The sequence below is a fragment of the Blastococcus sp. SYSU DS1021 genome (assembly GCF_054050995.1).
Genome location: NZ_JBJHAL010000014.1, coordinates 50,811 through 73,658, shown reverse-complemented (window position 1 = coordinate 73,658; position 22,848 = coordinate 50,811). Strand labels below are relative to the sequence as shown.

The window sequence follows — 22,848 nt, the reverse complement described above, 5'->3', positions numbered from 1 at the left end:
CCTGAGGGGACCTCTTCCTAACCCACTGGTGACACGAGCCACAATGGTTGCCAGCTGCATCGGTGCAGACCGTGGCGCTGCGCTGCGCGGATGGGTCCGTGCACGGTGCTCGCAGCCCATCACGGGGGCTACCAGCACGGATTGCCGAGCACGACCGGACCCCGTGCCCCCCAGATGCCGCGGGGCCCGGGACCGACCGGTCCCGGGCCCCGCCCAGCCGTACAGCCGGGCGGCTCAGTTCGCCATGTCCACGAAGCGGCTGTAGTGGCCCTGGAAGGCGACCGTGACGTTGGCGGTCGGGCCGTTGCGGTGCTTGACCAGCATGATGTCGGCCTCGCCGGCCCGCGGGGACTCCTTCTCGTACATGTCCTCGCGGTGGATCATCATCACCATGTCGGCGTCCTGCTCGATCGAGCCGGACTCGCGGAGGTCCGAGAGCATCGGCTTCTTGTCCTGGCGCTGCTCCGACCCACGGTTCAGCTGCGACATCGCGATCACCGGGACCTCGAGCTCCTTGGCCAGCAGCTTGAGCGCACGGGAGAACTCCGAGACCTCCTGCTGGCGGCTCTCGACGCGCTTGCCCGACGTCATCAGCTGCAGGTAGTCGATGACCACGAGCTTGAGGTCGTTGCGCTGCTTGAGCCGCCGCGCCTTCGCCCGGATCTCCATCATCGTCATGTTCGGCGAGTCGTCGATGTAGAGCGGGGCGTCGGCGACCTCCCCCATCCGGCGCGCGAGCTTGGCCCAGTCCTCGTCGGAGAGGGAGCCGGCGCGCATGTGGTGCAGCGGCACCTTCGCCTCCGCCGACAGCAGACGCATGGTGATCTCGTGCTTGCTCATCTCCAGCGAGAAGATGACCGCGGGCAGCCCGTGCTTCACCGTCGCCGACCGGGCGATGTCCAGCCCCAGGGTCGACTTGCCCACGCCGGGACGGGCCGCGATGACGACCATCTGGCCCGCCTGCAGGCCGTTGGTCAGCTCGTCGAGGTCGCGGATGCCCGTGGGCACACCGCGGGCCGTGCCGCCGCGGGAGGCGATGGCGTCCAGCTCGTCCATCGTCGGCTGGAGGACGTCCTCGAGGCGCGAGTAGTCCTCGCTCATGCGTTTCTCGGTGACGTCGTAGATCTCCTGCTGGGCCCGGTCGACGATGTCGTCGACGTCGCCCTTCCCACCGGCTGCGCCGTAGCCCAGCTGGACGACCCGGGTACCGGCCTCCACCAGCCGTCGCAGCACCGCCTGCTCGGCGACGATCGCGGCGTAGTAGCCGGCGTTGGCCGCCGTCGGCGTGGACTGGATGAGCGTGTGCAGGTAGACCGCGCCGCCCATCTTCGACAGCTGGTCGGTGCGGTTGAGCTCCGCGGCCACGGTGATCGCGTCGGCCGGCTCACCCCGCCCGTACAGGTCGAGGATGCAGTCGAAGATCACCTGGTGCGCCGGCCGGTAGAAGTCGTTGCCGTGCAGCACCTCCACGACGTCTGCGATCGCGTCCTTGCTCAGCAGCATGCCGCCGAGCACCGACTGCTCCGCCGCGACGTCCTGCGGCGGCTGCCGGTCGTACGCCGGCGCTGTCGCGGACGGTCGGCTGAACTCGTCGGCCACCGCCACGGGGGTACCTCCATCTCCTTGCGGGCGCGCCCGCATCACCACCACGCGCAGGGGAAGTACGCGAGCTCGGCGGACGGCGCCATGCCGAACACCTGTTCGGCTCCTGCCTACCGGAGGGGACTGACAGTCACGTCCGCTCGGTGGCCGGAGAGGACGTTAGGAAGCAGCGCGGGCCACGTCCACCACCGGTGTGCACACCGATCTGCACAACTTGTGGACAAGTCGGTGGACGGACGCATGTCGACATGTGGAGGAGTACGGGGACAGCCGCTCCGCGCCGGCGGTCACCCGCCAGCTGACCTGCAGGGACGCTGCCCACCGGGTGTGGACGGAGAAAACCCAGAAAGAAAATCCGAGGTGTCGTACCAGGAGCCACACCGGTGCACCGGTCCCCTCCGCGAGGCCGGCCGGCCACCTTCCGGACGTGGCGTCGTGACCGGCCGGCCACCTCGTGGACGGCGCGCGATGACCGCCCCAGCGCCCCCGTGGCGGGCTCCGGCTGATCCCCGCCCTCCCGGGCACCCTGCCCCGGTCGGACGGCGCGAGAGCGGTCCTCAGGGCACCCGGCGGGCCGGCCACGCCGAGCAGGGGGGTCCGGCAGGGGCACGGCGGAGGCGTCAGGGGACCAGGCCCCGCAGACGCCACGAGGGGCGCCGGACCTGCGTCCGACGCCCCTCGTGGGCGGTGCCTTCGTCCGATGGCTCACCCCGAGCGAGCACGGGGAGAGCGCGGACGGGGCGCCCCTCTGCCCGGTCCCGTCGCGAGCGGCGGGCGGCAGAGGGGCCTCGATCAGCTGGCGACGACCTCGATGGTCAGCTGAGCGTTGACCTCCGGGTGCACCCGCACGGTGACGGTGTGCTGGCCCGTGGTCTTGATGCTGCTGGGCAGCTCGATCCGGCGACGGTCGAGCTCCGGGCCACCGGCGGCGGTCACGGCAGCGGCGACGTCGGCGGTGGTGACCCGGCCGAACAGCCGGCCACCGTCACCGGCGCGCGCCGGCACCTGGACGGTCAGCCCGGACAGGCGACCGGCCACGGCCTGCGCCTCCTCGAGCGACCGGACGTCGCGGGTGGCACGCGCCCGGCGCAGCGACTCGACCTGCTTCTCCGCACCCCGGGTGGCGACGATGGCCAGCCCGCGGGGCAGGAGGTAGTTGCGGCCGTAGCCGCCCTTGACCTCGACGGTGTCACCGGAGGACCCGAGACCGGTGACCTCCTGCGTGAGGATCAGCTTCATCGTGCTCATGATCAGCGCGCCGTCGAGGTGTAGGGCAGCAGGGCCATCTCACGGCTGTTCTTCACGGCCGTGGCGACGTCCCGCTGGTGCTGGCTGCAGTTGCCGCTGACGCGGCGGGCACGGATCTTGCCGCGGTCGGAGATGAACTTCCGCAGCAGGGTCGTGTCCTTGTAGTCGATGTAGGTCGCCTTGTCCTTGCAGAACTGGCAGACCTTCTTCTTGGGCTTGCGAACAGGGGGCTTGGGCACTGATATCTCCAGTGAGGGAAGTGCGTGGGTGACCTGGGGTGGCCCTCCTGCAGGGGCCCACGCCGAGCGGAGCGAGGCGTGGGGGGCAGGAGGGTCCTCTTAGAAGGGCGGCTCGTCCGACGGCCCGGCGGGCGTCGACCACGGGTCGCTCGCCCCGCCGCCACCGCCGAAACCACCACCGCCGCCACCGCCGCCGCCGCTGAAGCCGCCGCCGCCCTCACCGCGCGAGGCGCGGGTGACCTTGGCGGTGGCGTAGCGCAGGGAGGGGCCGATCTCGTCGACCTCGAGCTCGACGACGGTGCGCTTCTCGCCTTCCTTCGTCTCGAACGAGCGCTGCTTGAGGCGACCGCTGACGATGACCCGCGATCCACGGGTCAGCGACTCGGCCACGTTCTCCGCGGCCTGCCGCCACACGTTGCAGCGGAGGAACAGCGCCTCGCCGTCCTTCCACTCCTGCGACTGGCGGTCGAAGGTCCGCGGCGTCGAGGCCACGGTGAAGTTGGCGACGGCAGCGCCCGACGGCGTGAAGCGCAGCTCCGGATCGGCGGTGAGGTTGCCGATGACGGTGATGACGGTCTCGCCGGCCATGGTCAGTGGACCTCGGGCCGCATCAGCTTCGTGCGCAGGACCGACTCGTTGAGGTTCAGCTGCCGGTCGAGCTCGGCCACCGCGGCCGGCTCGGCCTGGATGTCCACGACCGCGTAGATGCCCTCGACGTGCTTCTTGATCTCGTAGGCCATGCGGCGACGGCCCCAGATCTCGGTCTTGACGGTGCCACCGGAGTTGGTGACGACGGTCAGGAACCGGTCGAGCGAGGGAGCGATCGTGCGCTCCTCCAGGTCGGGGTCGAGAATGACCATCAGTTCGTAGTGACGCACGGAGAACCCCACCTCCTCTGGTCTTCGCGGCTGCAGGGAATCTGCAGCAGGAGGGTCGTACACGCGTCGCGCGCCCCGGCAGGAGCCGGAACGCGCGCACCCAGGCTACCAGCGGCGGAGCAGGGCGGGCCAGGCGCTGTCCGCAGGTGGGGGACCCCGTCCCTCCCCACCCCCTCGCGAGCTCGGGGCGGCCCCGGCGGGCCGAGCGACGAAGGCGACCCGTTGCCATGTTCTGCTAGCTCCACGTCGAGGCGACACCACGACCGGCGGATCACCCCGGTCACGGCCTCGACGATGACGTGACGTGCGCGATACGGGTGAACCCGCATCCCGTCGAGAAACCGGAGATCAGCATGGCCGTGCACCCCATCGGCGTACACGTGGGCACCGGAGCGGACGACGCACCCGTCCCCGGCCCGCTGGCCCGGGCGGCGGAGGTCGGCGCCGACGCGGTGCAGGTCTTCCTCGCCGATCCCCAGGGGTGGAAGGCGCCACCTCCCCGCCCCGATGCCGCGCAGCTGCGCGAGTCCGGCCTCGCGCTGTTCGTCCACGCCCCCTACGTGCTCAACGTGGCGACGACGAACAACCGCATCCGCATCCCCAGCCGGACGCTGCTGGGCAAGCACGCCCAGGCCGCGGCGGAGGTGGGCGCGCGCGGCCTCGTGGTCCACGGCGGGCACGTGCTGGCCGGCGACGACCCGGCTGTGGGCGTCGACAACTGGCGCAAGACGTTCGCCCGTCAGGCCGAGCAGGGCGGCTTCCCCGTGCCCGTGCTGATCGAGAACACCGCCGGGGGCGGCAACGCGATGGCCCGCGACCTGGACGCGCTCGGCCGGCTGTGGGAGGCCGTCGGCGAGTACGGGGCCGGCTTCGTCCTGGACACCTGCCACGGCTGGGCCGCCGGCTGGGACCTCGGCGCGGCCGTCGACGCCGTCCGCGCGGTGACGGGCCGGATCGACCTGGTCCACCTGAACAACAGCCGGGACGCCGCGGGCTCCGGACGCGACCGCCACGCGCCGCTCGACGGCGGGGAGATCTCCCGCGAAGTGCTGGTGGAGGTGGCGCGCGCTGCCGGCTGCCCGGTGATCCTGGAGACCCCGGGCGACGCTGCGGCGCACGCGGCCGAAATCGGGCTGCTACGCGACGCGCTGGGCTGACCGGCGCAGCACGAACCGGTCGGGAGCGTGCTCCAGCGGCCCACCGGCCGGGTCGTCCACCCCGGGCCAGCTGGTGCGCACGACGTCCCGGTCCGGATCCAGCACGTCCCGCACGACCAGCGCCATGAGGACGACGACGGCCGCGTCGCGGACGGTCACCGCGAGGAGGAACCACTCGACGTCGATCCCCCGGTTCTCCGTGCCCAGGTACCAGAGCAGCCGGGGCACCCAGAGCAGCGCCTCGGTGGCCTGCCAGGCCAGCAGCGAGCGCCATCGGGGCCGGGCGAGCACGGCCAGGGGGAGCAGCCACAGGGAGTACTGCGGGCTCCACACCTTGTTGGTGAGCAGGAAGACCGCGACCAGCAGGAAGGCGATCTGGGCGACCCGCGGTCGCACTGGCGCGGCCAAGGTCAGCCATGCGACGGCCGCGAGCCCGGCCAGCAGCGCCACCGCGACGGCAGCGTTGAGCACCGTCGGGGTCTGCCCCTCGGCCAGCGGGCCGTCGAGCAGCTGGTCGCCGGCGACGTGCAGCGCCAGGTTCCACAGGGAGTCGGGATCGGCCGGCCGCGCGCTGTTCAGCCGGAAGAAGCGCGACCAGTTCTCCGGCGCCAGCACCGCGATCGGCACGTTGACCACCGCCCAGGCGAGCACGGCAGCCACCGCGGTGCGCAGCCATACCCGCAGCCGCCCCGACCGCAGGCAGAGCAGGAAGAGGACTGCCAACAGGAAGGCCGGGTAGAGCTTGGCGGCGGCACCCAGGCCGAGGAGGACGCCGGCGAGCACCGGGCGGCGCCGGGCCCAGGCCCACATCCCCAGAGTGGCCAGCGCCACCGCGAACAGGTCCCAGTTGGTGAAGGCATGCACCACCAGCAGCGGGGACAGCCCGATCATCGCCGCATCCCACGGCCGGCGGCCGGCCAGCGCCAGAGTGGCCCGCAGCACGAGCAGGGCACACGCGGTCAGCAGCAGACAGGTGACCACGTAGTAGCTCTGCACCGGGGGGACGGCGGGCAGCAGCCCGGACGCCGCCGCGGCCCGGTCGTAGCCGGCGGCGACGGTGGCGGCCAGCGCCATGAACCCACCGGTGAGCACGGGGTACTCGACGGCGGAGTCCAGGTAGGGCAGGGCGCCGTCGCCGAGCCCGTGCAGCCCGAACAGCGGCACCGTGTCCGAGTAGCAGAAGTGCGTGTACTGGACGGAGCCCGACCAGTCGCCGTCGGCGCACGGTGCCTGCTTCACCCAGGCCACGGCCAGCGCGAGCGTGGCGAACAGCAGGCACACGCGCAGCGGCGTCCAGAAGAGCGCACGGCCGGTGAGGGCGAAGCGGCCCCACGGGCCCCCGACGGCTTCGCTGGCCTGCCGGACCACCGGATCGGTCCAGGAGGGCACCACGCGATCCGGCGCTGACCCGCGCTGAGTTCCACGTGGAACGAGCACGGGCCCGTCCGCGGTGGCGGACGGGCCCGTGGGCGTGCTGCGCATGGCAGCAGTGTGCGTGATCGGTCAGTCGACCGGCGGCGGGACGACGGGGCCGGGCGTGCCTTCCCCGGTGCCGCCGGTTCCCCCGGTGCCGCCCGTTCCCCCGGTGCCGCCCGTTCCCCCGGTTCCCCCGGTGCCCCCGGTCCCGCCGGTCCCGCCCGTGCCGCCGGTTCCCCCGGTGCCGTCCGTGTCACCGGTGCCGTCCGTGCCACCGGTGCCGTCCGTGCCACCGGTGCCGTCCGTGCCACCGGTGCCGTCCGTGCCACCGGTGCCGCCGGTACTCGGCGTCGTGGTGGCCGGGGCGCTCGAGGTCGGTGCGCTCGGGGTCGACGTGGACGGCGGGGCCGCAGGGGTGTCCACCGGCGCGGGCGCCTCGGTCGTCGGCTCGGGAACGCCCTGACCGGTGTCGCCGGTGATGAGCGGCCGGTCGGGCAGGTCCTCCTCCGGGGTGCCGGCGTGCACCGCGTTCATGTAGTCCTGCCAGATGGCACCGGGCAGCCCCGCGCCGTAGATGATCTGGCCCTGGGTCGTCCGGATCGGCTCGCGGTACTCGGTGCCCATCCAGACCGCGGTGGAGACCGAGGGGGTGTAGCCGACCATCCAGGCGTCGGAGTTGTCCTCGCGGTTCAGCCCCTGCGTACCGGTCTTGCTGGCCACCTCCCGGCCACCGTCGAGCGACCGGCGGGAGTAGGAGGCGACGTCCCCCAGCGCGACGGTCACGTCGTTGACGACGTCGGCCGGCAGCACCTGCTCGCCGGGCGGTGGGGCGTTCTCCAGGAGCACGGTCCCCTCGCTGTCGGTGACCCGGGAGATGAAGTGCGCGTCCCGGAAGACGCCACCCGCCGCCAGCGTGGCGAAGCCCTGGGCCTGGTCGATCGGGCGCATCTCGTACTCGCCGATGCCGATAGAGGAGCCGGTCAGCCCGTCGGCGTTGGCCAGCGTCGTGTAGCCCTCGAGGTTGCCGCTCTCCCAGGTCTCGGGGAGGCCCGTGGCCGCGCGGATCGTCTCCCGAACGTTCTCCGGGCCGACCTCGTACGCCAGGCCGTAGAACGTGGTGTTCAGCGACCGGGTGATCGCCTCGGTGAGCGTGCAGGCCGCGCAGCTGGTGCCGCCGGAGTTGGTGACCGGCTGGCCCGGGCGGTCGGGGAAGGTCTGCGGCGAGCTGCCGTCGCGTCGCGCCCGGATGCCGATGCCCTGCTCCAGCGCCGTGGCCAGGACGTAGGGCTTCACCGACGAACCGGGCTGCCGCACGGCCTGCGCGAAGTCGGTCCCGACGCCGTTCTCGCCGCCGTAGTAGGCGATCACCCCACCGGTGCGGGGATCGATGGACACCAGGGCCGACCGGAGGTTGTCCGGCTGACCGTCCAGCGCCGCCCGCGCACTCGCGACGGCGGCATCCTGCGCCGGCTTGCTGATCGTGGTCGTGATCTGCAGACCGCCGGCGTTGATCTCCTGCTCGTCGTAACCGCGCGCCTGGAGCTCCCGCCGCACCTCCTTGACGATGTGGCCCTCCGGGCCCTCCGGGGTGCCGAGCGGGGAGTCGCCCCGGGGCAGCACCTCGGGGTAGACCGAGGCCGCCCGCTCCTCGGCCGTCAGCCAGCCCTCCTCGACCATCGCGTCGAGCACCAGGCCCCAGCGCTTCTGCGCGCCCTCGGGGTTCGTCTCGGGGTCGTTGCCGGAGGGGCTGCGGATCAGGACGGCGAGCACGGCGCCCTGCTGCGGGGTCAGCTCGGCCGCCGAGACGCCGAAGTAGGTGTTCGCCGCGGCCTCGATGCCGTAGGCGCCGCGGCCGTAGTAGATGGTGTTGAGGTAGTTCTCGAGGATCTGCTCCTTCGAGAAGTTGTTGTCCAGCTTGATCGCCAGGAACAGCTCCTGGAACTTGCGGCTGAACGTCTGGTCGGACGTCAGGAAGGCGTTCTTCACGTACTGCTGGGTGATCGTCGAGCCACCCTGCGTGGAGCCCCCGGTGAGGTTGTTCCACGCCGCGCGGACGATGCCGGTGAAGGAGATACCCGGGTCGGTGTAGAAGCTCCGGTTCTCCGCGGCGAGCACGGCGCGCTGAGCGGGCTCGGAGATCTGGTCCAGCGGCACGTTGGTGCGGTTCTCGTCACCCAGCCGCGCCATCTCCGTGACACCGTCGGCGTAGTGGATGACCGTGGTCTGCTTGGTGGAGACCGAGTCGGGGCTCGGCACCTCGGTGCTGGCATAGACCACACCGACGAAGACGCAGAGCAGCGCGAGCAGCCCACCCATCACCGCGGCGGTGATCTTCAGCCGGCGATTGCGGCGCTGCTTCGTGCTTCGGGACGCCTTGCCCTTGGCGGCCGGGCGGCCCGGGGGGCGTCCCGAGCCACCGCGCGAGGCCCCGGTCGCGCCGCGCGAGGAGCCGGCCCCGCCACGCGAGGAGCCGGTGCCGCCACGCGACGCGGGAGGACGTCTTCCCGCGGGCGGTCGGCCGGAACCGCCACCCCCGCCGGTGCTGCGGGTACGGGCGGCCGGCGGCCGGCGCACCGAGCCGGCCCGCGGTGCGACGGGCGAGGTCTCGTCGTGGCTGGGCACGAGCGCACCCCTTCCTGGACTGTCGTGGGCGACGCCGGGCACCTGCCCGGACGCAGCGGTTCGTCTTCAGCTGTGGCAGCGGAGCAGGCCCGCCGCGTTGCGGGCCAGGTGGAGCACGTGGGACGGGGGTCCTGCCGACCGGCCCGTCACTGCTCGGGTGCCGCCCGGCGCCGGCCGCGGCGGGGCCGTCGGCCCGGCTCGGGCTCAGCTCCGAGGACGTACGAGCAGTCCAGGTGGTTCCAGCCGCAGCCGCGGCACACCTCGACCCGGTACACCGAGAACTCGTCCTGGGCGGCGTCCATGCGGGCGAGCTCGACCTCGGTCTTGGCCTGGCCGGCCACCGGCCCGAGGTGCTCGCCGTACACGTAGTTCACCAGGGTGAGACGTTCCCGTCGGCACACCGGGCAGGCGGTGTCGGTCGGCTCTCCGTGGTACTTGGCCGCCCGCGAGAGGTACGGACTGGCGTCGCACACCTCGAACAACCCGGTACGGCCCGCATGTACTCCCGCGAGGACGGCTCGCCGCTGCAGCGAGTAGTCCACGACGGAACGACGTCCGGGCACGGCGGCCAATGTACGCACCGGCCCCGCGTCCGTGGGACTGCCGAACACGGGTCTCACCTCGGGTCTCACCTCGGGTGACACACGCGCCCCACGGCTCCGGGGTGGAGCAGCAGGAACGCCCGATGTATCGTGCCGATACATCGACTGAAGGCGCGACCGGGGAGGGCGACGTGCTCGAGTTCGCCATCCTCGGCCTGCTGCACCAGGCCCCGATGCACGGGTACGAGCTGCGCAAGCAGCTCGCCGCGGTGCTCGGCGGGCTGCGCAGCATCTCCTACGGCTCGCTGTACCCCGCGCTGCGGCGGATGCAGGCGGCCGGGCTGATCTCCACCGACGAGCCCACGCCGCGTGCCCTGCTGCCGGCCGACGCACCGCCGCTGACCGGCCGGCGCGGGAAGGTGGTCTACACGATCACCGCGGAAGGCAAGGAGCGCTTCCACGAGCTGGTCAGCCAGACCGGCCCGGAGGCCTACGACGACGGTGGTCTCTTCGGCGTCCGCCTGGCCTTCTTCCGCCACACGGCGCGCGACGTCCGGCTGCGGATCCTCGAAGGCCGCCGGCGCACCGTGGAGCGGCAGCGGGAAGGGTTGCGGGCCTCGTTGGCCCGGACCCGCGAACGGCTCGACCGCTACACGCTCGAACTGCAGCGCCACGGTCTGGAGTCGGTGGACAGAGAGGTCCGCTGGCTCTCCGAGCTCATCGACAGCGAACGGGCGGAATCCGGCGACCGGCCGGGTCACCACTCGGGCGAGGACGACGGGCCGGCCGCTGCGGAGCACGTCCCGACCTAGCAACGGTCACTGCACCACCCAGCACCTATCGGCGGGCCAGCCCGCCTAGACAGCAACGGACCACACCTGGTCCGCGCCCAGGGGACCACCACGGTCCAGGAGTAAGGAGAGTCATGGGGTCAGTCAAGGTCGCCATCGTCGGCGTCGGTAACTGCGCCGCCTCGCTGGTGCAGGGCGTGCACTACTACCGCGACGCCGACGAGACCACGTCCGTCCCGGGCCTGATGCACGTCCGTTTCGGTGAGTACCACGTCTCCGACATCGAGTTCGTGGCCGCGTTCGACGTCGACGCCAAGAAGGTCGGCCGCGACCTCTCCGAGGCCATCGTCGCCAGCGAGAACAACACGATCAAGATCTGCGACGTCCCGCCGCTGGGCGTGACCGTGCAGCGCGGGACCACCCTCGACGGGCTCGGCAAGTACTACCGCGAGATGGTCGAGGAGTCCGACGAGCAGCCGGTCGACGTCGTCGCCGCCCTGCGCGAGTCCGGCGCGGACGTGCTCGTCTGCTACCTCCCCGTCGGGTCGCAGCAGGCCGCCGAGTTCTACGCGCAGGCCGCGCTCGACGCCGGCGTCGCGTTCGTCAACGCCCTGCCGGTGTTCATCGCCGGCACGAAGGAGTGGGCGGACAAGTTCACCGCCGCCGGTGTGCCGATCGTCGGCGACGACATCAAGAGCCAGGTCGGCGCCACCATCACCCACCGGGTGCTCGCCAAGCTCTTCGAGGACCGCGGCGTGCAGCTGGACCGCACGATGCAGCTCAACGTCGGCGGCAACATGGACTTCAAGAACATGCTCGAGCGCGAGCGACTGGAGTCCAAGAAGATCTCCAAGACCCAGGCCGTCACCAGCCAGGTCGACCGGGACATGGGCGTGGGCAACGTGCACATCGGCCCGTCGGACCACGTGCCGTGGCTGAGCGACCGCAAGTGGGCCTACGTCCGCCTCGAGGGCCGCGCGTTCGGCGACGTCCCGCTGAACCTGGAGTACAAGCTCGAGGTCTGGGACTCCCCCAACTCGGCCGGCATCATCATCGACGCCGTCCGCGCCGCGAAGATCGCCAAGGACCGCGGCATCGGCGGGCCGATCCTGTCGGCGTCCTCCTACTTCATGAAGAGCCCGCCGGTGCAGTACAGCGACAGCGAGGCCCGCGACGCCGTCGAGGCCTTCATCCGCGGCGACGTCGCGTAAGGACCCCCCGCTCGCTCCGCTCACGGCGGGGCCCTGCAGGGAGGCCGTTCCATACGGTCACCGGGCCCGCATCCCTCCGGGGATGCGGGCCCTGTCGCGTTTCCTGCCGGGGGATGGGTGGCCCCCCTGCAGGGACCCGCCGCGAGCCTGCGAGTGGCGGGGGCGGGGCGGTCCCTTCACTACGCTTCCGTCATGCCTGCCCGCCCCCGCCTCGTCCCCCGAGCGAGCGCGGCGGGGCTGGCACTCCTGATCCTCGCCGGGTGCACGACCGAGCCGCGGCAGGCCGGTGAGCCGGTCACCGAGGAGGACGCCGCCGTGCTGGCGGAGCTGCTGCACCGCAACCACGAGGAGGGCGGCGCGGATTTCGTCGTGACGGTGCCGTTCTCCGATGACGCGGTGCTCACGCTGACCGGCCAGATCGACTTCCAGCGCGCGGTCGGCCAGGTGCAGGCGGTGACCGAGGTCGACAGCGAGGACCGGGACACCCGCACCCTCTTCTTCGACCGCGACCACCTCTGGTCCGGTGACGTGCCGGGGCTGACCGAGGCGCTCGCCGCCGACGGCGCGCCGGCCGCGACCTACCTGCGCCGGCCCCTGTCGACGGAGCAGGCGGAACCGCCGCTGCTCGACGTGGTCATCCGGGTGCTGCAGAACCTCTCCGCGGAGCGCCCCGACGAGCCCGGGGACTTCCTGACCGGCCCGTACCAGTGGCACGGGGAGCAGGCGATCGACGGCCGGCCGACCACGGTGTACCGGCTCCGGGACGAGCGCACCGTCGCGGTCGACGACTCCGATCGGACGCTCGTGCAGTACCGGACGCCGCTGGCCGACGGCAGCATGGAGGTGACCGTCACGCTCGCGGAGCACGGGACCCGCCGGCTGGCGCTGCCCACGGCGGGGGAGACGGCAGCCGCGGCGGACCACCCGGAGATCGCCGAGGCGTTCGGCATCTGACCGGGCCGGCCGGGGCGGGGATCGTCACCGCCGGAAGACAGCGGGAAGGGGCGGCCTCTTCCCCAGACCGCCCCTTCCCGGGTCCCTTCCTACCAGACGGCGGCTGATCGCGCTGCCGGTGCGTGGCAGGTGGGGCGTCAGTTGACGGTGGGATCCGGCGTCGCCGACGAGAGCACCGCGAGGCGACCGGTCTGCCGTCCCACCACCCGGCGCCAGAGCTGCGGGCCCGAGAGGTCGCTGAGCACGTCACCGGGCCGGCTCGGGACGCAGGCCCACGCTCCCTCGGCGATCTCGTCGGCCAGCTGACCGGGTGACCAGCCCGCATAGCCGGCGAAGACCCGCAGCCCACGCAGTCGGCCGACGAGCTCCTCGGGGTCGGTGTCGAGGTCGACGAGGTGCACGTCACCCGCCACGGGACGCAGGGCGGGCGCCACCACGTCGGCGGCCGCGGTCGCCAGGCACAGCGCCGTGTCGGTCTCGCACGGCCCGCCCACGTGGAAGACCCCGGGGGCGACGGCGAGATCGCACCAGCCCGGCAGCACGTCGCGGATCTCCACCTGGCTGGGCTGCCCCAGGACGACACCGAGCGTGCCGGTGTCGGAGTGGTCGAGGACGTAGACGACCGAGCCGGCGAACGTGGGTTCGGTCAACGCCGGCATCGCCACCAGGAGGGCGCCCGCCCGGACGTCGTCCAGGCAGCCGACCGACAGCTGGGGGACCGCAGCGGCACGACGGCGACCGGTCGCGGGCCGCGAGGGCGGACCGGACTCGGGCTCGGGCGGGGGAGGCACCGGCGACATCCTCCCCAGTGTGCCCCACCTCGACGCCGACGGTCGCTTCCCGGCCGCGCGGATGGCAGGGGACCGGCCGGCCCCCGCTTGCCTGCGAGGGGCGGGGAGCAGGCGGCCCCGTCCAGAGGCTCGCCGCGAGCTGCGAGCAGGGAGGAGGACGGCGGCCCCCTGCAGGGTCCCGCCGCGAGCCTCCGAGGGGCGGGGAGCAGGCGGCCCCGTCCAGAGGCTCGCCGCGAGCCTGCGAGCGGGGAGGGGGACGGCGGCCCCCTGCAGGGTCCCGCCGCGAGCCTGCGAGGGGCGGGGGGCAGGGGGTCCTTTCACTAGGGTGGCCGGGTGGCGGAGGCGGGGACGACCGTGCGGGGCGTCCTGGCGCGCCGGCACTTCCGGAGACTCCTGGGCACACGGTTGCTCTCGCAGTTCGGGGACGGCGTCTTCCAGGCCGCCCTCGCCGGCACGGTGCTGTTCAACCCCCAGCGCGCCGCCGACCCGGTCGACATCGCCGCCGGCTTCGCCGTCCTCCTGCTGCCGTACTCCTTCGTCGGGCCGTTCGCCGGCGTCTGGCTGGACCGCTGGAGCCGGCGCCAGGTCCTCCTCCTCGCCAACGTGCTGCGGGCGGGCCTCGTGGCGGTGGTGGCCGCGCTGGTGGTCGCCGGCGTCCAGGGAACGGGCTTCTACGTGGCCGGGCTCGCCGTCTTCTCGGTCAACCGGTTCGTGCTCGCGACGCTCTCGGCCGGGCTCCCGCACACGGTCGACGACACGTCGCTGGTTCCGGCCAACGCCCTCTCGACGACGTCGGGCGCCGTGGCCACGGTGGTCGGGGGCGGGGCGGCCCTCGTCCTCCTCCAGCTGACCGGCTCCGACGACGCCGGGTACGCCACGGTGGCCCTGTCGGCGGCCCTGCCCTACCTCGCGGCAGCGACCGTCGTCGCCGGCTTCCGGCGGGGGTACCTGGGGCCCGACCACATGGCGCGTTCGGCACGGCTGTCCGCGGCGCAGGTGCTGGCCGGCATGCTCGCCGGCGCCCGGCACGCCTGGCGGCACCGCCCGGCCGCCGCCGCGCTCACCGCGATCGGCCTGCACCGCGTCTGGTTCGGCCTGCTGACGCTGATGGCCCTGCTGCTCTACCGGAACACCTTCGTCGGCGAGGCCGGCGCCTTCCCCGGCGGCCTGGTGGGGCTCGGGCAGGTCGTCGCCGCGATCGCCGTGGGCACGCTCACCGCCGCAGCCGTGACGCCGTCCGCCGTGCGGCGCATCGGCAAGCACCGGTGGATCGGGCTCCTGCTGACCGTCGGCGGAGCACTCCAGGTCGGCCTGGGCCTGCTGGTGCAGCCCCCGGCCGCCGTGGCGGCCGGGTTCGTCCTGGGCCTCCTGGGTCAGGGGGTGAAGATCTGCGTCGACACGACGCTGCAGGAGTCGATCGACGACGACCACCGGGGACGGGTCTTCTCCGTCTACGACACCGTGTTCAACGTCAGCTACGTCGCCGCGCTGCTGGCGGGGGCGTTCACCCTCCCGGCGTCCGGCGTCTCGCCTCCGCTGCTCGGCGTCATCGGCGCGGGCTACGTCGCCACCGCCCTGCTGCACGCGCGCATGGTCCGGCGCTGACCCGCCCGTCGCTCAGAGCTCGGGCACGCACGGTCCCCGGCCGAGCGCGGCCAGGCCGGTGCGGTCCCCGTCGGCGAACTCGGCCACCGCGCGCCGGGCCTCGGGGTACATGAGTTCCCGGTCGTCGTCCACGTGGGAGAGCCCCACCAGGTGCCCCAGCTCGTGCAGCACCACCGACCGGACGGCGGCGGCGCCCCCCGGTTCGGCCAGCAGGCGCGGTGCCTGGCCGGCGTCCAGGCTCACGGTGCCGGTGACGTACACCCGGGGTCCGTCGCCGAGGGAGACCGCGGTGCTCCCGGCAGCTCCGACCACGTCGCCGGCGAGGGTGGGGTCCTCTGCCTCGGTCTGCCAGCCGATCAGCACCGGCGCCCAGCGGTCCCCGTAGCGATCGGGCTGGAAGGGCGCCCGCTGCCCGCCCATCGGCTCGTCGGTGTAGCCGTCGAAGACGAACCGCAGACCGGTGACCTCGCTGATCCCGGTGACGGCGTCGTGCACCAGCTCCTCGGTGCCCGGCGGCGCTGCGGCCGGGCGCAGGACGTAGTGGATCTCGCGGCAGGGGTCGTAGGCGACCGGCGTCACCCCGTCCTCCTGCAGCGCCGCGTAGGCGTGCGCCCCGCCCGCTGCCGGCGGTGCCGGCGGACTACCCAACGGCGTCGTGGCCCCGGATGGCGTAGGGCGGTCGGTCGGCCGCGCGGGGACGGCGGGGGCGGCCGTCCCCGGCGCAGGGAGGCCGTCCGCCGCCCAGGGCCACGCCGGAGGATCGGTCAGGGCGATCCCCGTCGCCACTGCGACGGCGACGAACGGCACGGCCCACCGGCCCCGGCGTCGCCGGCGGGGCGCCGGAGGGGGCGCGGGGGCCGGGCCGGCCAGCTCGTCGAGGACCCACTGCGGCGTCCGGCCGGTCGCGGAGGCCGGCAGCCGGGCGTCGTCGTCGGGGTGCTCGGGGTGCACACCGCTCATGTCGGCACCGTCGCGACCCTCCTGGAGCCGGCCCGCCCAGTCCGGGGGGTCAGCGCTGGCGTGCGGCCCACCACGCCCGGAGGGCCTCCTCGGCCTCCTCGCGGTCCAACGGCCCCCGCTCGAGCCGCAGGTCCTTGAGGAAGCGCCAGGCCGCCCCCACCTCGGGACCCGGCCCCAGGCCGAGGAGCTCCATGATGGCGTTGCCGTCGAGGTCGGGACGTACCCGCGCCAGGTCCTCCTGCGCGGCCAGTTCGGCGATCCGCTGCTCCAGCGAGTCGTAGGTCGCCGACAGCGCCGCGGCCCGCCGCTTGTTGCGGGTGGTCGAGTCCGACCGCACGAGCTTGTGCAGCCGGGGCAGGAGCTCTCCGGCGTCGGTGACGTACCGGCGGACGGCCGAGTCGGTCCACTGGCCGTCGCCGTACCCGTGGAAGCGCAGGTGCAGGAAGGTGAGCCGGGCGACGGCCTCGACGACGTCCTTGGGGTAGCGGAGCGCGGTCAGCCGCTTGCGGACCAGCTTGGCGCCGACCACTTCGTGGTGGTGGAAGGAGACCCGGCCGCGGTCCTCGTGCCGGCGGGTGGCCGGCTTGCCGATGTCGTGCAGCAGGGCGGCCAGCCGCAGCACCAGGTCGGGGGACTCGTGCGCCTCGTCGGCGAGCTCCAGGGCGATCGCCTGGTCCAGGACGGTCAGCGAGTGGGTGTAGACGTCCTTGTGCTGGTGGTGCTCGTCGATCTCCATCCGCAGGGCGGAGAGCTCCGGCAGGACGACGTCGGCCAGGCCCGCGGCGACGAACAGCTCCAGGGCGGCGCGCGGGGCGTCCTGCAGCAGCGTCTTGGAGAGCTCGGCCTGCACGCGCTCGGGGGTGATCCGGGCGAGCTCGCCGGCCAGCGAGGTCATCGCCGCGACGACCTCCTCGTCGGGGGCCAGCCCCAGCTGGGCCACGAACCGGACGGCCCGCAGCATGCGCAACGGGTCGTCGGCGAACGACTCGGTGGCGGCGCCGGGCGTGCGCAGCCGCTTCGCCAGCAGGTCACCCAGGCCGCCGAAGGGATCGGTCACCGTCCGGTCCGGGCCGAGCGAGACGGCCATCGCGTTCACCGTGAAGTCCCGCCGCGCCAGGTCGTCGGTGAGCGAGTTCCCCCAGGCGACCTCCGGGTTGCGTGACGTCCGGTCGTACCGGTCCGCGCGGTAGGTGGTGATCTCCACCCGGACCCCGCCGATGTCGGCGCCCACGGTCCCGAAGACGATGCCGGTGTTCCACGTGGAACGGGCCCACCCGCGCAGCAGCTCGAGGATCTGTTCCGGACGCGCGTCGGTGGTGACGTCGAGATCACCCTGGCCCGCACCGACCTCACCGGCGCCGCCGGTACCAGCGGCCAGCAGGGCGTCGCGCACCGAGCCGCCGACCAGGTGCGCCTCGAAGCCGGCGGCGGCGAAGCGCTGCCCGAGCTCGATGAGTACGGGGGAGAGGTCCACGAGGGTGCGGACGGTCTCCTGGACGGCCGGGGGCACCGGTTCGGGCTCGGGGCGGCTCGGCGGGGTGGCGGACACGACGAGCCAGCGTAGTGCGGGCCCGGAAACGCCCCAGCCGGCTCCGCGCGGTCGACCGATGATCGTGGCCCCGCTGCAGGGTCCCGCCGCGAGCTCGCGAGCGGTGGGGGGCAGCGTGGTCCTTCTGCTCGCTGCGATGCTCCCGGAGCTGTCGCCGACGAGAGCACCGGTCCGGCTCCGCGCGGTCGACCGATGATCGTGGCCCCGCTGCAGGGTCCCGCCGCGAGCTCGCGAGCGGTGGGGGGCAGCGTGGTCCTTCTGCTCGCTGCGATGCTCCCGGAGCTGTCGCCGGACGCGCGCTACCCTCCTGACATGGCTGGGACGGGCGGGCGAGGACGCCCGGGCCGCCGGCTGCGCCGGGTCGACGAGACCTCCGCCGGGGGCCTGGTGGTGGCCGACGACGGCGTGACCGGGCCCCGTGCCGCCCTGATCGGCCGCACCGACCGCCGTGGCCGCCTCCTCTGGTCGCTGCCCAAGGGGCACATCGAGGCAGGGGAGACCCCCGAGGACACCGCCGTCCGCGAGGTCGCCGAGGAGACCGGCATCATCGGCGAGGTCGTCGCGCCGCTGGGGATCATCGACTTCTGGTTCGTCGCCGAGGGCCGCCGGGTGCACAAGACGGTGCACCACTTCCTCCTGCGCGCGGTCGGCGGCGCCCTCTCCGACGCCGACGTCGAGGTCACCGAGGTCGCCTGGGTCCCGTTGGAGGAGCTCAGCACCCGGCTGGCCTACGCCGACGAGCGTGCCCTGGTCGAGCGCGCCCCCGGACTCCTGGCCGACAGCGCGTGACCCGGCCGGCTGCCACCCGAGCCGGTGGCCGCCCCGCCGTCGCTCCCGCCCGGCCGGGTGCCGTCCGGCGTGCGGCCGCGCTCGCCCCGCTGCTGTCGGGCGCGCTCGTGCTCGGCGCCCCCCTCCTCGCGCCGGCGACCGGCCTGCCCCCGGCAGTGGCAGCACCGGCCCCCAGCGCCCCGGACGAGGCCGCGTCCGCCGACCGGCCCGTCCGCATCGACGTCGCCCGCTTCGAGCCCCGCACGGTGACCCCGGGCGCGCTGATCACCCTCAGCGGCACGTTGACCAACACCGGGGCGGAACCGATCACCGGGCTGACCGCGCGACTGCAGCGCGGCGACGTCCGCACCGACCGGCCCGAGCTCTCGGAAGCGGTCAGCGATCCCGACCCTGCGACCACCGTGCAGCCGGCGTTCATCCCGCTGCCGGGCGAGCTCGCCCCCGGGAGCAGCGTGGAGTTCAGCTACACGCTCGACTCCGCCGAGCTCCGGCTGGACCAGGACGGCGTCTACCCCGTCCTGTTCAACGTCAACGGCACCGTCGACGGCGACCAGGAGCGCCGGGTCGGCGAGCTGTCGACCTTCCTCGTCCAGCAGCCCGTCGTGCCCTCCTCGCGGACCACGGTGGCCTGGCTGTGGCCCCTGTCCGAGCCCAGCCACCGCGACGCCTCCGGGGACTTCGTCGACGACGGGCTCGCCGAGGCCGTGGGCGCCGGCGGTCGGCTGGACCGCGCCCTGACCGTGATCGAGCGGCTGCCCGGCGGCCCGCCCGCCACCGAGCCCGCCGCGCCCCTGCCGGTCACCCTCGCGCTCGACCCCGCGCTCGTGGAGGAGCTGGCGCTCATGGCCGACGGTCCCTACGCCGTCGACGGAGTGGCCGGCGCCGGCACCGGCACCGACGCGGCCCGGTCGTTCCTCGAACGGCTGCGCGCGGTGGTGGCCACCCGTCCGGTCGTGGCGCTGCCCTACGGCGACGTCGACGCCGACGGGCTGCAGGCCGCCGGGCTCCCGATGGTCGTCACCCGCAGCCTGCCGGGCACCCCGGAGGGCACCGCGCAGGACCCTCCCGGCCCACCGCCGGTGACCGAGAACCCCGCCGTCGACGGGGGCGCGCCGCCCGCGGAGCCGGCCGAGGCATCCGACACCGGCGCGGGGACGGCGATCCTCACCGACGTCCTGGACGTCACGCCGATCACCGACCTGGCCTGGGCCCCCGACGGGTCCTACGCCCCCGCCACGCTGGACACGCTGCGCGCCGGCGGGATCGACCAGGTGGTGCTGGGCAGCGGCGCGCTCACCGACGGGGACTCCGCAGTCGGTCTGGACGGATCGGACGCGATCGCCCGCAGCTCGGTGCCGTTCGGCGCGGGGGCGCTGGACGTGCTGGTCGCCGACCCCACGCTGAGCGCCGTGGTCGGCACCGCCGAGGTGACGCAGGGCGGTCCCCGCATCGCCGAGCAGCGCTACCTGGCGGAGCTGGCCGCGCTCAACCTGCAGGCCCCACCGGGGAGCGAGCAGACGGTGCTCGTCGCCCCGCCGCGCGATCTCGATGCCGGTGTCGAGGGTGCCGGCGCGATGATCTCCGACACCGCCGGCCTGCCCTGGCTGCAGGCGGGCAGCGTGGCCGCGATCGGCGACGCACCGGCAGCCGACGCCGGCACGCTCACCGCACCGAGCACGGACACCGCCCTCGACCCGGCCGGGATGGCGGTCCTCGCCGAGGCCGTGGCCGCCCGGGAGGAACTCGCCGAGGCGATCCCCGGGAACGCCGACCTGGCCCTGCGGTCCTACGACGCCGGCATCGCTCGTGCCGCCTCGGTGCTCCGCCGCGACGACCCCGAGGCGTTCGTGGCCGCCGCCGCCGACGCGCGAGGCACGCTCGGCGGCGTGATGGAGCGCGTCACCGTCGTCGCCCCGGCCGACGGCACCTACAGCCTCGCCTCCAGCGACGCGCCGCTGGTCCTGACCGTGGACAACCCACTGCCCTTCCCGGTCGACGTCAGGCTGCACGTGGAGCCGCCGGCCAGCGGCGGTCTGGCCATCGGGGACATCGGCGTGCAGACCCTGGCGCCCGAGCAGCGCACGACCCTGCAGGTGCCCACCGAGCTGCGCCGGTCCGGCGGCTTCACCGTCACCGCGCAGGTGACGACGCCGTCCGGGAGCCCGTTGGGCGACCCGGTGGAGATGCAGGTCAAGAGCACCGCCTACGGCCCGATCTCCCTGTCCATCACCATCGGTGCCGCCGCACTCCTCGGCCTGCTGTTCCTGCGGCGCCTCGTGCGCTTCGTGCTCCGGCGGCGCCGGGGCGCCGTTCCGGGTGGCGACGGCGCCGGACCCGGGTCCCCGGGGCTGTCCGCCGCCCCCACGCGGAGCCCGGTGTGAGCGAGCGACCCGGCTCCCCGGGGAACCCCCCCGACGCCGTGGACGGCGCGCAGGGCGGCGACCGCCCCCGCGCGCTCCCGCTGCCCCCGCCGTCGGCACCCGCCCGGCCGGCACCGGGCCGCCGCAGCTGGGGCTCTCCCGCACCGCTGCCACCGGCCCCCTACCTGGCGACCCCGCCGAGCGACGCGGTCTTCGCCGCGCCGCCCACCACCGACGGCGGCCCCGCGGAGGCCGTCGTGGACGGCGCGGCCCGGCCGCCGTCGCCACCCCGGTTGCCACCCGTCCCGCCCGCCCGGCCGGGACGACCGGCCACGCCCGTGCCGCCGCTGCCGCCGCTGCGGCACCGCTGGGTGCCGGCAGCGGACGACACCCAGGTCTTCCCCATGCCGGTGCTGCCGCCGGTACCGCGCGCCGAGCAGGAGACCGACGAGGACGTCGAGCGGCGCGAGGGCGCGCCCGGCGCCAGCGGCGGCATCCTGCGGGCGGCCGGCACGATGGCGGTCGCGACGCTGGTCTCCCGGATCACCGGTCTGCTGCGCACGATGGTGCTCGCCGCCGCCCTGGGCGTCGGGTTGTTCGCCGACGCCTACAACACCGTCAACACGCTGCCCAACATCGTCTACGAGCTGCTCCTCGGCGGCGTCCTGACCTCGGTGATCGTCCCGCTGCTGGTGCACGCGCAGGAACGCGACCGGGACGACGGTGTCGCCTACGCGCAGCGACTGGCCACCATCGCCCTGACCGGCCTGCTGGTCATGACCGCGCTCGCCATGCTCGCCGCACCGCTGCTGACCTCGTTGCTGGGCCTCGACGAGAACCCGGCGCAGTACCGCGTGGCCAACTGGCTGGCCCGGATGCTGCTGATCGAGATCGTCTTCTACGGGCTCGGCGCGTTCGCCCAGGCGATCCTCAACTCGCGGGGCGTCTTCGGGCCACCCGCCTGGGCGCCGGTGCTCAACAACCTCGTGGTGATCGCCACGGGTCTGGTGTTCCTCGCGGCGGCCGGCCCCGGCGAGCTCGAGCCGGCCACCATCGCCCCCGGGCTGGTGTGGCTCCTCGGCATCGGCACGGTGCTCGGCATCGGGGTGCAGGCCGTCGTGCTCGTCCCGCTGCTGCGCAAGGCCGGCATCCCGCTCCGGCCCCGGTGGGGGCTGCGGGAGACGGGCCTGCGCGAGGCCGGGACCCTGGGCCTGTGGGTCATCGGCTACGTGGCCGTGAGCCAGATCGGCGTCGTGGTGGCGCTGCGGATCGCCAACGCGGCGCAGCGCGCGGGCGGCCTGGGCTCCACCGCGTTCCAGTACGCCAGCCTCCTCTTCCAGATGCCCTACGGGATCATCGGTGTCGCGCTGCTCACCGCGCTGGTGCCCCGGATGAGCCGGGCCGCCGCGCGTCGGGACGTGCCGGGTGTGGTCGAGGACCTCTCGCTCGGCACCCGCCTCTCGGCCCTGGGTCTCCTGCCGGTCACCGCCGTCCTCACCGTGCTCGGCCCGCCGCTGGGCGTGCTCGCCTTCGCCCGCGGCAACACGTCGGTGGACGAGGCGCAGGCCATCGGCACCGCGCTCGCCGTCGGCGCCTTCGGGCTGCTGCCCATGGCGGTCACGCTCCTGCAGCTGCGGGTCTTCTACGCCATGAAGGACGCCCGCACCCCCACGCTCATCCAGATGGGCATGGTGGCCGTCCGGGTGCCGCTGCTCGTGCTGGTTCCCGTGGTGGTCGAGCCGGAGCTCGTCGTGGCCGGGCTGATGCTCGTCACGAGCCTCACCTACGTCGCCGGGTGGGTCATCGGCGACCTCGCGCTGCGCCGCCGGTTCGGCGGGCTGCGCACCCGCGAGACCTTCACCCCCCTCGCCCGGATCGCCGCCGTCTCGCTCGTGGCCGGTCTCGTCGGCGGTCTTGTCCGGATCGTGACCGGCGACCTGGGCGAACGCTCCATGGCAGGCTCGCTCGTCGAAGTCGTCCTCGGTACCGTGGTCGTCGGCGGCGTCGCACTGGTCGGTCTGGTGGTGGCCCGCGTTCCGGAGCTCCGGGAGCCCCTGGCTGCGGTCAGGGCCCGGCTGGGACGCAGGTGACCGAGGGCCGGCCGCTGGGGCCGACCGTGCCGGAGCGTCCGCCT

At 73.9% G+C, this 22,848-nt stretch carries 19 protein-coding genes; 8 read left to right on the top strand and 11 right to left on the bottom strand.

The genetic code is table 11. The features are described from left to right. Window positions 1-234: 234 nt before the first annotated feature. From dnaB to rpsF, 5 genes are all read right to left on the bottom strand, one after another. Window positions 235-1,605: a replicative DNA helicase gene (gene dnaB, locus ACI8AP_RS12255; protein ID WP_456589619.1), complete on the bottom strand. Its 1,371-nt coding sequence runs from the start codon at window positions 1,603-1,605 to the stop codon at window positions 235-237. Window positions 1,606-2,394: 789 nt separating this feature from the next. Beyond that, a complete protein-coding gene (gene rplI, locus ACI8AP_RS12250) occupies window positions 2,395-2,841 on the bottom strand; it encodes a 50S ribosomal protein L9 (RefSeq protein ID WP_456589618.1) in 447 nt (148 codons plus the stop codon). Window positions 2,842-2,852: 11 nt separating this feature from the next. After that, complete coding sequence (gene rpsR / locus ACI8AP_RS12245; protein WP_073422051.1) at window positions 2,853-3,089, bottom strand: 30S ribosomal protein S18; 237 nt, start codon at window positions 3,087-3,089, stop codon at window positions 2,853-2,855. A 99-nt stretch (window positions 3,090-3,188) separates the two neighbouring features. Next, window positions 3,189-3,677 (bottom strand): single-stranded DNA-binding protein, encoded by a 489-nt coding sequence (locus tag ACI8AP_RS12240; RefSeq protein ID WP_456589617.1) that lies wholly within the window; start codon window positions 3,675-3,677, stop codon window positions 3,189-3,191. 2 nt (window positions 3,678-3,679) lie between these two features. Further along, entirely contained in the window at window positions 3,680-3,967 is a 288-nt protein-coding gene (rpsF, locus tag ACI8AP_RS12235) for a 30S ribosomal protein S6 (protein ID WP_236826531.1), read from the bottom strand. A gap of 353 nt (window positions 3,968-4,320) precedes the next feature. On the opposite strand from rpsF, the gene ACI8AP_RS12230 reads away from it, so the two are divergent. Next, window positions 4,321-5,124 carry a deoxyribonuclease IV gene (locus ACI8AP_RS12230; RefSeq protein ID WP_456589616.1) on the top strand — a complete coding sequence of 268 codons (804 nt, stop codon included), beginning with the start codon at window positions 4,321-4,323 and terminating at the stop codon, window positions 5,122-5,124. Here the strand turns inward: ACI8AP_RS12230 and ACI8AP_RS12225 are convergent. The 3 genes from ACI8AP_RS12225 to ACI8AP_RS12215 all read right to left on the bottom strand — a co-directional run bounded on the left by ACI8AP_RS12225 (window position 5,104) and on the right by ACI8AP_RS12215 (window position 9,725). Continuing rightward, a complete protein-coding gene (locus tag ACI8AP_RS12225) occupies window positions 5,104-6,513 on the bottom strand; it encodes a glycosyltransferase family 87 protein (protein ID WP_456589615.1) in 1,410 nt (469 codons plus the stop codon). The two genes, ACI8AP_RS12230 and ACI8AP_RS12225, sit on opposite strands and share 21 nt — an antisense overlap. 114 nt (window positions 6,514-6,627) lie before the next feature. After that, window positions 6,628-8,856, bottom strand: coding sequence for a transglycosylase domain-containing protein (locus ACI8AP_RS12220; protein ID WP_456589614.1), 2,229 nt, complete (start codon window positions 8,854-8,856; stop codon window positions 6,628-6,630). A gap of 452 nt (window positions 8,857-9,308) precedes the next feature. Continuing rightward, complete coding sequence (locus ACI8AP_RS12215) at window positions 9,309-9,725, bottom strand: DUF5318 family protein (RefSeq protein ID WP_456589613.1); 417 nt, start codon at window positions 9,723-9,725, stop codon at window positions 9,309-9,311. Between the two features lie 170 nt (window positions 9,726-9,895). On the opposite strand from ACI8AP_RS12215, the gene ACI8AP_RS12210 reads away from it, so the two are divergent. The 3 genes from ACI8AP_RS12210 (at window position 9,896) to ACI8AP_RS12200 (ending at window position 12,660) form a co-directional block, all read left to right on the top strand. Further along, a complete protein-coding gene (locus tag ACI8AP_RS12210) occupies window positions 9,896-10,516 on the top strand; it encodes a helix-turn-helix transcriptional regulator (RefSeq protein ID WP_456589612.1) in 621 nt (206 codons plus the stop codon). A gap of 113 nt (window positions 10,517-10,629) precedes the next feature. Continuing rightward, window positions 10,630-11,706, top strand: a complete 1,077-nt coding sequence (locus tag ACI8AP_RS12205) for an inositol-3-phosphate synthase (RefSeq protein WP_456589611.1) — start codon at window positions 10,630-10,632, stop codon at window positions 11,704-11,706. Window positions 11,707-11,898: 192 nt separating this feature from the next. Next, window positions 11,899-12,660, top strand: a complete 762-nt coding sequence (locus ACI8AP_RS12200; RefSeq protein WP_456589610.1) for a hypothetical protein — start codon at window positions 11,899-11,901, stop codon at window positions 12,658-12,660. A gap of 137 nt (window positions 12,661-12,797) precedes the next feature. On the opposite strand, the gene ACI8AP_RS12195 is transcribed toward ACI8AP_RS12200, so the two are convergent. Beyond that, window positions 12,798-13,451, bottom strand: coding sequence for a YqgE/AlgH family protein (locus tag ACI8AP_RS12195; protein WP_456589609.1), 654 nt, complete (start codon window positions 13,449-13,451; stop codon window positions 12,798-12,800). A 333-nt stretch (window positions 13,452-13,784) separates the two neighbouring features. Between ACI8AP_RS12195 and ACI8AP_RS12190 the strand changes: the two genes are divergently transcribed. Further along, on the top strand, window positions 13,785-15,056 hold the full coding sequence (locus tag ACI8AP_RS12190) for an MFS transporter (RefSeq protein ID WP_456589608.1): 1,272 nt from the start codon (window positions 13,785-13,787) through the stop codon (window positions 15,054-15,056). A 12-nt stretch (window positions 15,057-15,068) separates the two neighbouring features. Here ACI8AP_RS12190 and ACI8AP_RS12185 read toward each other — a convergent pair whose 3' ends face one another. Both ACI8AP_RS12185 and ACI8AP_RS12180 read right to left on the bottom strand, forming a co-directional pair. Beyond that, on the bottom strand, window positions 15,069-16,016 hold the full coding sequence (locus ACI8AP_RS12185) for a matrixin family metalloprotease (RefSeq protein ID WP_456589607.1): 948 nt from the start codon (window positions 16,014-16,016) through the stop codon (window positions 15,069-15,071). 49 nt (window positions 16,017-16,065) lie between these two features. After that, entirely contained in the window at window positions 16,066-17,565 is a 1,500-nt protein-coding gene (locus tag ACI8AP_RS12180; protein WP_456589606.1) for a CCA tRNA nucleotidyltransferase, read from the bottom strand. 312 nt (window positions 17,566-17,877) lie between these two features. Here ACI8AP_RS12180 and ACI8AP_RS12175 point away from each other — a divergent pair, with 312 nt between their 5' ends. Genes ACI8AP_RS12175 through murJ form a run of 3 tightly spaced genes read left to right on the top strand, consistent with a single transcriptional unit; the run spans window position 17,878 to window position 22,804 of the window. Then, window positions 17,878-18,354, top strand: a complete 477-nt coding sequence (locus tag ACI8AP_RS12175; RefSeq protein WP_091930860.1) for an NUDIX hydrolase — start codon at window positions 17,878-17,880, stop codon at window positions 18,352-18,354. Then, window positions 18,351-20,735, top strand: coding sequence for a DUF6049 family protein (locus ACI8AP_RS12170; RefSeq protein WP_456589605.1), 2,385 nt, complete (start codon window positions 18,351-18,353; stop codon window positions 20,733-20,735). Before ACI8AP_RS12175 ends, ACI8AP_RS12170 begins: the two co-directional genes overlap by 4 nt. Then, on the top strand, window positions 20,732-22,804 hold the full coding sequence (gene murJ, locus ACI8AP_RS12165) for a murein biosynthesis integral membrane protein MurJ (protein ID WP_456589604.1): 2,073 nt from the start codon (window positions 20,732-20,734) through the stop codon (window positions 22,802-22,804). Before ACI8AP_RS12170 ends, murJ begins: the two co-directional genes overlap by 4 nt. Window positions 22,805-22,848: the final 44 nt, after the last annotated feature.